We start from the raw sequence: 5,800 nt of genomic DNA on the forward strand, positions 1-5,800 counted from the left end.
CCCCAGCTCGGTGCGGATCTGGTCGAGCTGGGACTGGCGGCCGGTGAAATGCCGGTTGCGACTCGGCACGTTCCACACATCGGGCAGCCGCCCGGGGAACATCGGCTCCATCCCCGTCGCGGCGACCATCGGTTGGGCGGGCCCGCCGGGGAAGACCGGCTCCACCGCCGGCTTACTCCGCTCCCCACGTGCCGCGGCCACCAGCCGCCCGGCCGCGATGTCCCGGTCGAGGCCGAACAGGTCCACGCTGACCAGCTGACCCAGCAGCCCCGGCCGGTCACACTCCTCCACCCGGAACACCAGCAGCTTGCGCGCCCGCCCGGACGGGTCGGCGGCCCAGGCGACCTGCCACTCCGCCTCCGCGAACGCCGAGGACAGGTAGGCCGTCGACAGCACCGCGATCGTGCGGGCCGCGACCTGTGCCGCCTGATGCATCTCGGTGACGAAATGACTACCCGCGTTGAAGTCCCAGGCCTGGATCCGCACCCGGTAGCCGGCGTCCTCCAAGACCCAGGCGATCCACTCCGCCCACCCCTGATCGGCCCCGGTGTAGGAGACGAAGAAATCCACCCCCGACGATGGCGACCTCGCCACGCCCTGCACCGCGCCGCCGCCTGACGCCGGGACCCCCGTGCCCATAGCCGCACAGCCTGCCACAGTAGCCACGGATCGTCACAACCCAGACGCGTACCGGACAGCCGAACGGGCTGACACCCGAGAGGCCCGCCCACTTCTCGTGCACCAGTGGTTTGGTGGGCGGTGAGGACGACCTGGCGATGGCGGATGGCTTCGACATCGGCTGCCGGGGGGTGGCCGCCCTCCTCCGCGTGGCCACTGGCAGGGGGTCAGACGGGCGGCGCCCAGGTGGTGCGGCCGGTGCCGGCACACCACGGACAGTACACGATGAACCCCTGCGGGTGTCCGAGAACCGTGGCGTAGATGCTGCTCCGCACCCCGTATCCGCGGCAGGCCAGACAGATCTGGGCCTGGATTGTCATCGGTCGAGGCCGTCGATGGCGTGTGCGTGGATCGCGGCGAGGATCTGACCCCAGATCGTGGCGGGCAGGCGGATCTCCCGGAGGCCCAGCTAGCCGTAGCGCAGATCCACCTGACCGTCCGCGTGGCGGACCAGGCCGCCGGCGACCGCCCACTTCGCCCATTCGGCGGTCAGCGTGGTGAACGTGGCCACACGGGCCTCTTGGACGAGGCCGGGCCAGATGACGTTGGGAAGCCGTAGCTCGTGGACCTCACCGGCATACCGGTACTGGATGACGACCTCTGCGCCGTTCCGGGCGAACTGGGCCGCGGGGGCACAGGCCGCCCGGTGCCAGTCCAACGGTGTGCCGGGGTCGGTTCGCCTGCCCATGCGTCTGTCTCCTCGCGTATGTGATGGTGCCTCCCCACCTGCAACCGTGCTCACGGAGTGCCCTGACGGTGGAAGGGCGCGCAGGTGGGGAGGGATTGAGGGGCCGCCGGCGCCGTTGGCGGCGGCCCCGGTTCCAGGGATCGCTGGCTCGGCGGTAGGGCACCACCTGGTAGCCGGCGATACCGGTCAGGGTGCGGGCGTACTCGTCGGCAAGCCGGGCGGTCGACCAGCCGATCAGGGTTTCGACCGGATTCCCGGATCCGTCGAGCACGGAGATCGAATAGTTCGCCGGCGCCTCGTCCCGTACGGGGATCCGGTCCAGGCCGGGACGATGGGTAGACAACTGGGAGAGAGCGCTCGACAGGTTGAGCCCCCTCCCGGTGCGTGCCGTGGCCATGTTCCTGGCCAGCGCTCCGCTGTTCCGAGACGGTGAGTCGATCGGAGCGCCACCCACGGCGGCGACCGGCATCCTCGGGGAGTCGGTGGGCGACATGGATCCTCCCGAGTGGGTTGAGATGCGCGGTTAGCCGCACAAGCGGCGGTAGTGTTATGACACACTCCGCAGTGTCATCGCGACAGAATGCATAGGGCATTCAGGTGCGCATACCCCTCTCTGTCAGAGTTGAGTGAGACAGACGGACAGACGTCAGCTGTTTGGCCATGCTGGAGGTCTGAGCGCGGCAGCGGTGTTCGCCGCTACCGGGGATGTCGGGGCGCGGCTCGATCAGGCACAGCCGCCGACGCTCGCGCTCGCCGACTGCCGTACGGCCTTGGCGCATCTTGAACGGAACCTGTGGACGCTCCCGCCCGCCGATCTGTTTCCGCCCGCCTTTCAAGCATGGCAGGACGTAGAAACGATGCTCGCCCGGCGTGTCCACCCCGCATACAGCTGTCAGCTGGTCCTGCTCGCTGGGCAGCTTGCCGCCGGCCTGTCTACCCTGGCCCGGTTTTCTGGGGACATCCTTCTGGCTGGCCGATTCGTGGCGCTCGCTGAGCGCCACGCCGACGCTGTAGGCGAGCCGCTGCTGACCGGCCGGGTTGCTGGGATCCGGACCTGCGTGGCGTTTAACGACGGCCAGTACACGGAAGTAGCGGACATTGCGGCGCGAGCCCAGCCGAAAGCGCACCCAGCGCAGCGTGCGCGGCTCGCTGCATATGAGGCTCAGGCAGCTGCCGCCGCCGGATACCCGGACCGCGCCGATGCGGCGATCCAGGAGATGCGTGCAGGAATGCGCGGATCGCTGACCGGCCCAGCGCTCACGTGGAACACCGCCGAGGAAGATCTCTACACGGCGATCGCTGTGTCCCACCTTCCAGGCCGCGGACGGATGGCGGTCATCCACGGCACCCGCGCCGCCGCCACGTTCGGCGACGACTGGCAGGGTATTGGCCTTGCGCATGTTGCCGGTCGCCCGTGGCCACCTCGATGGGGACAGGCCCGCCCTGGACGCGGCGGGAGCCGCCGGGCTGGACGCAGTCGCAGCGCTCCAGACATGTCCGAATGCGGTAGTCGAGGACCGCATCCGCGAACTCGCCGTCCCTCTGAGCCGAGCGGCCGGGGACGATCCCACCGCGCTGGAGTTCACCCGTCGAGTTACCGACGTCTGACCCCTGTCGCCCCTGGTGCCGTGGCGCCGCCGGTGCGGCGGGCCGCACCACCTATCTGTCAGGATGCCGTACCTGTCGAGACCCAGACTCGTGTCTCGTTAAGGGCCTCCTTACGGAGGAGGGCATCGCTGAGGTTGATGCCGCACCGGTTCGCGATGGCGCACACGAAGATCAAAATGTCAGCGAGCTCCTCGTCGACGGAGCCGACGACCGACCCTGTCGCGGTGCTGAGGTTCTCGCTTTTGCGGACGGCTTTGAACAGCTCACCGACCTCCTCGCCCAGCAGCAGAGCCTGCTCCGTGACGCTGCGCTCGGAGAACCCCCGTTCCTTCTCCATGGCGGCGACGTACTGCTGGAACTCGGTCAGGTCAAAGCCGGCGGCCAGCGGACGCATGGCGGTGGACCTTTCTCTGCGTGAGGTGTGAGCCCGGCCGGTGTTGCTGGGAGAGTCAGATGGCCAGGGTGAGCTGGTTGGGGTCGTGGCGGACGGCGGTCGGGGTCCGGTCGCGCCAGCCCGTGCGCAGCGCGGCGGTAAGCGCATCGGCGGCGGCGGCGACACCGCGGGTCAGGGCGGTTCGGTTGCGGACGACTGTCGGAATGACAGTTCGGGTGACGGGGTGCCACGCCCACGCGCCCTGGACCTGCCCGTCGAGCACGATCGTGGGTAGCGCTTCACCGATCTGATTGAACGCCTGTTCTGTCGGTAGGCCGCCCAGATACCTCTCTCGGGTCTCGAAGTACGCCTTGAGCGCGACGTCTTCGTGGGCGAGCAGGTGTAACCCGCTCGTGTGGGCGGCGGGATCGGCAGCCAGGAACTGTTCGTACCGGGCGGTGGTCATGTAGGCCCGGGCTGGGCTCCACGGTGTGGTGATCTCCAGCCACTCGGCATCCGAGGCGTTCAGCGCGGCGGTGATGGCGGTCCGGGACAGGGCCGACCACCACGTCGCGTCCTTGAGAGTCGCTGGCCCATACCGGTCGAAGTAGGCGTACACCAGCGTTCGCGTCGCCTTTCCGGGATCCTGCGCGACGTCCAGGCCGGGGTGGACGTCGGAGGTCAGCGCGAAGGCTCGGCGTTCTGCATTCCAACAACCGGACTGGTTCAGGTAGGTGAGCAATCCCTGTTCCCACGCCGTTTTCACGGCGACGCGGACGGCCGCGACCGGCTCGCCGCAGGCGGTCAGGACTGCTTCGATCTGCCGCACCGGCAGCGGGCCGCCCGCGAGCAGCCGCATGAGCAGCCGGGTCACCCGGGTCACGACGGGCTGGGACACACCGGCGTTGACGGCCATTCGGGCGGCGTCGCGCAACCGGTAGCGGGCGGTCGCGGCATGCGCGACGGCCGCCAGATCGAGCGGTAGAAGATGCAGCGTCTTGCGCATGCACCGCAGCGTGGTGAGGCCCGACTGGGGGGCGAATAGCGATGTCGCGGCTTCGGGGCTGGCAGCGCGGGCGAGGACGGTCGCGAACGGACTGGGTAAGCGCGCGGCGTGGAGGCCCAGCCCGGCATATGCGATCTCGGCGACGGACGACAAACGATGATCGGGATGCAGTCCTTGCCGGATGAGCGTCCAGTTCCACAAGTAGCTGGCCTGGTCGGCTGTGAGCGTGACGGCTCCGGCGGTACGGGGAGCGACGGCGACCACCGCAGCACGCTATCAGCGGTCCGTCACCCCGCCATGCACGGGCCGGGCCGAGTCGGGTTCATCCCTGTGCATTCCAGTGGTCTTCGACGAAGTGGCGTAGCCGCTGGTAGGAATCTTCGGTCTCCTGCCACTGCTCCGCGGTGCCCCACCAGTGCCGGTTGTTGTGGTGGATGTGGAACTTCGACCAGTCGCGGTCCCAGTCGGGCTGGGTGTGCGTGCCGTGCAGCGCGTACCGGTCGGGATCGGCGTAGACCTGTGTGCCAGGCAGGGGGACGAACCGGAACAGCGACACCCGGCTCAGGGACGATCCCAGCTCGGCCAGCAGGCTCATCGTCTCCGCGGTGGTCTCGGCATTCTCCCCGGGGAAGCCGTGGATGATGAACGCTTTGCCCTCGATCCCCGCGTCGGCGGTCGCTGCGAACGCCGCTTTGATCTGCTCGCGGGTGGTGTTCTTGCGCATCGCCCGTAGGAGCTGCTCGCTCCCGGACTCGACTCCATATTTGATCTCGATGCAGCCCGAGGTCGCCATCTTCTTCAGTAACGGCGCGTCGATGGTGTCGACGCGGGACAGCGCCGACCAGGACAGGTCGAGGTCACCGACCGCATCGCAGATGTCACCGACCTTCTGCTTGTTGACGATGAAGTTGTCGTCGACGATCGCGAAGCCCTGCACGCCGTACCGGTCGATGAGCTGGTTCAACTCGGTGCGGGCGCTGGCCCCGGAGCGGTACTGGATGCGGGTCTGCCCGGCCGCGCAGAACGAGCACGGGAAGGGGCATCCGCGGCTGAACATCACGTGCGCCATGCGGATGTCTCGGCCGGCTAGCCGGTCTTCCAGCACGAAGTCCCCGACGGGCAGCAGATGCCGGGCGGGCAGCGGTAGCCGGTCGATGTCCCTCATCAGCCGGCGCGGTGGCTCGGTCCGGACCCGCCCGTCCTCGATCCAGCGGGTGCCGGCGATGCCGGTGAAGGGCTGGCCCGCGGCAGCCCGGTCCAGCACATCGAGGATCGTCTCCTCCGACTCGCCTTCGCAGACCACGTCCGCACGGAAGTCGCGCAGCGATTCGTCGGGGTAGAAGTTGCTGTGCACGCCGCCGACCATCACCAGCGCGCTGGGGTCGATCTGGCTGTGCTCGCGGGCTTCCTTCATGAATCCGTAGGTCGCGGGTAACTGGTCAGCACT

8 protein-coding genes are annotated in these 5,800 nt (G+C 68.6%); 2 read left to right on the top strand and 6 right to left on the bottom strand.

Features of this window, described 5'->3' with window-relative positions; all coding sequences use genetic code 11:
* Both AC08OP_RS19395 and AC08OP_RS19400 read right to left on the bottom strand, forming a co-directional pair.
* Positions 1-594, bottom strand: a 594-nt coding sequence (locus tag AC08OP_RS19395) for a toll/interleukin-1 receptor domain-containing protein (RefSeq protein WP_476615483.1), incomplete at its 3' end; no start/stop codon positions are given.
* A gap of 493 nt (positions 595-1,087) precedes the next feature.
* On the bottom strand, positions 1,088-1,366 hold the full coding sequence (locus tag AC08OP_RS19400) for a hypothetical protein (RefSeq protein ID WP_476615484.1): 279 nt from the start codon (positions 1,364-1,366) through the stop codon (positions 1,088-1,090).
* A gap of 365 nt (positions 1,367-1,731) precedes the next feature.
* On the opposite strand from AC08OP_RS19400, the gene AC08OP_RS19405 reads away from it, so the two are divergent.
* Positions 1,732-1,893 carry a hypothetical protein gene (locus AC08OP_RS19405; protein WP_476615485.1) on the top strand — a complete coding sequence of 54 codons (162 nt, stop codon included), beginning with the start codon at positions 1,732-1,734 and terminating at the stop codon, positions 1,891-1,893.
* Between the two features lie 66 nt (positions 1,894-1,959).
* Here AC08OP_RS19405 and AC08OP_RS19410 read toward each other — a convergent pair whose 3' ends face one another.
* Complete coding sequence (locus AC08OP_RS19410) at positions 1,960-2,766, bottom strand: hypothetical protein (protein ID WP_476615486.1); 807 nt, start codon at positions 2,764-2,766, stop codon at positions 1,960-1,962.
* Between AC08OP_RS19410 and AC08OP_RS19415 the strand changes: the two genes are divergently transcribed.
* Positions 2,759-2,974, top strand: a complete 216-nt coding sequence (locus tag AC08OP_RS19415; protein ID WP_476615487.1) for a hypothetical protein — start codon at positions 2,759-2,761, stop codon at positions 2,972-2,974. The genes AC08OP_RS19410 and AC08OP_RS19415 overlap by 8 nt on opposite strands.
* Positions 2,975-3,032: 58 nt before the next feature.
* Here AC08OP_RS19415 and AC08OP_RS19420 read toward each other — a convergent pair whose 3' ends face one another.
* The 3 genes from AC08OP_RS19420 to AC08OP_RS19430 form a co-directional block, all read right to left on the bottom strand.
* Complete coding sequence (locus tag AC08OP_RS19420) at positions 3,033-3,368, bottom strand: MazG nucleotide pyrophosphohydrolase domain-containing protein (protein ID WP_462189174.1); 336 nt, start codon at positions 3,366-3,368, stop codon at positions 3,033-3,035.
* Between the two features lie 55 nt (positions 3,369-3,423).
* Positions 3,424-4,617 (bottom strand): DNA glycosylase AlkZ-like family protein, encoded by a 1,194-nt coding sequence (locus tag AC08OP_RS19425; protein ID WP_476615488.1) that lies wholly within the window; start codon positions 4,615-4,617, stop codon positions 3,424-3,426.
* Between the two features lie 58 nt (positions 4,618-4,675).
* On the bottom strand, positions 4,676-5,800 hold a 1,125-nt coding region (locus AC08OP_RS19430; RefSeq protein ID WP_476615489.1), incomplete at its 5' end, for a B12-binding domain-containing radical SAM protein.

The organism is Frankia sp. CeRuru1 (assembly GCF_977966315.1).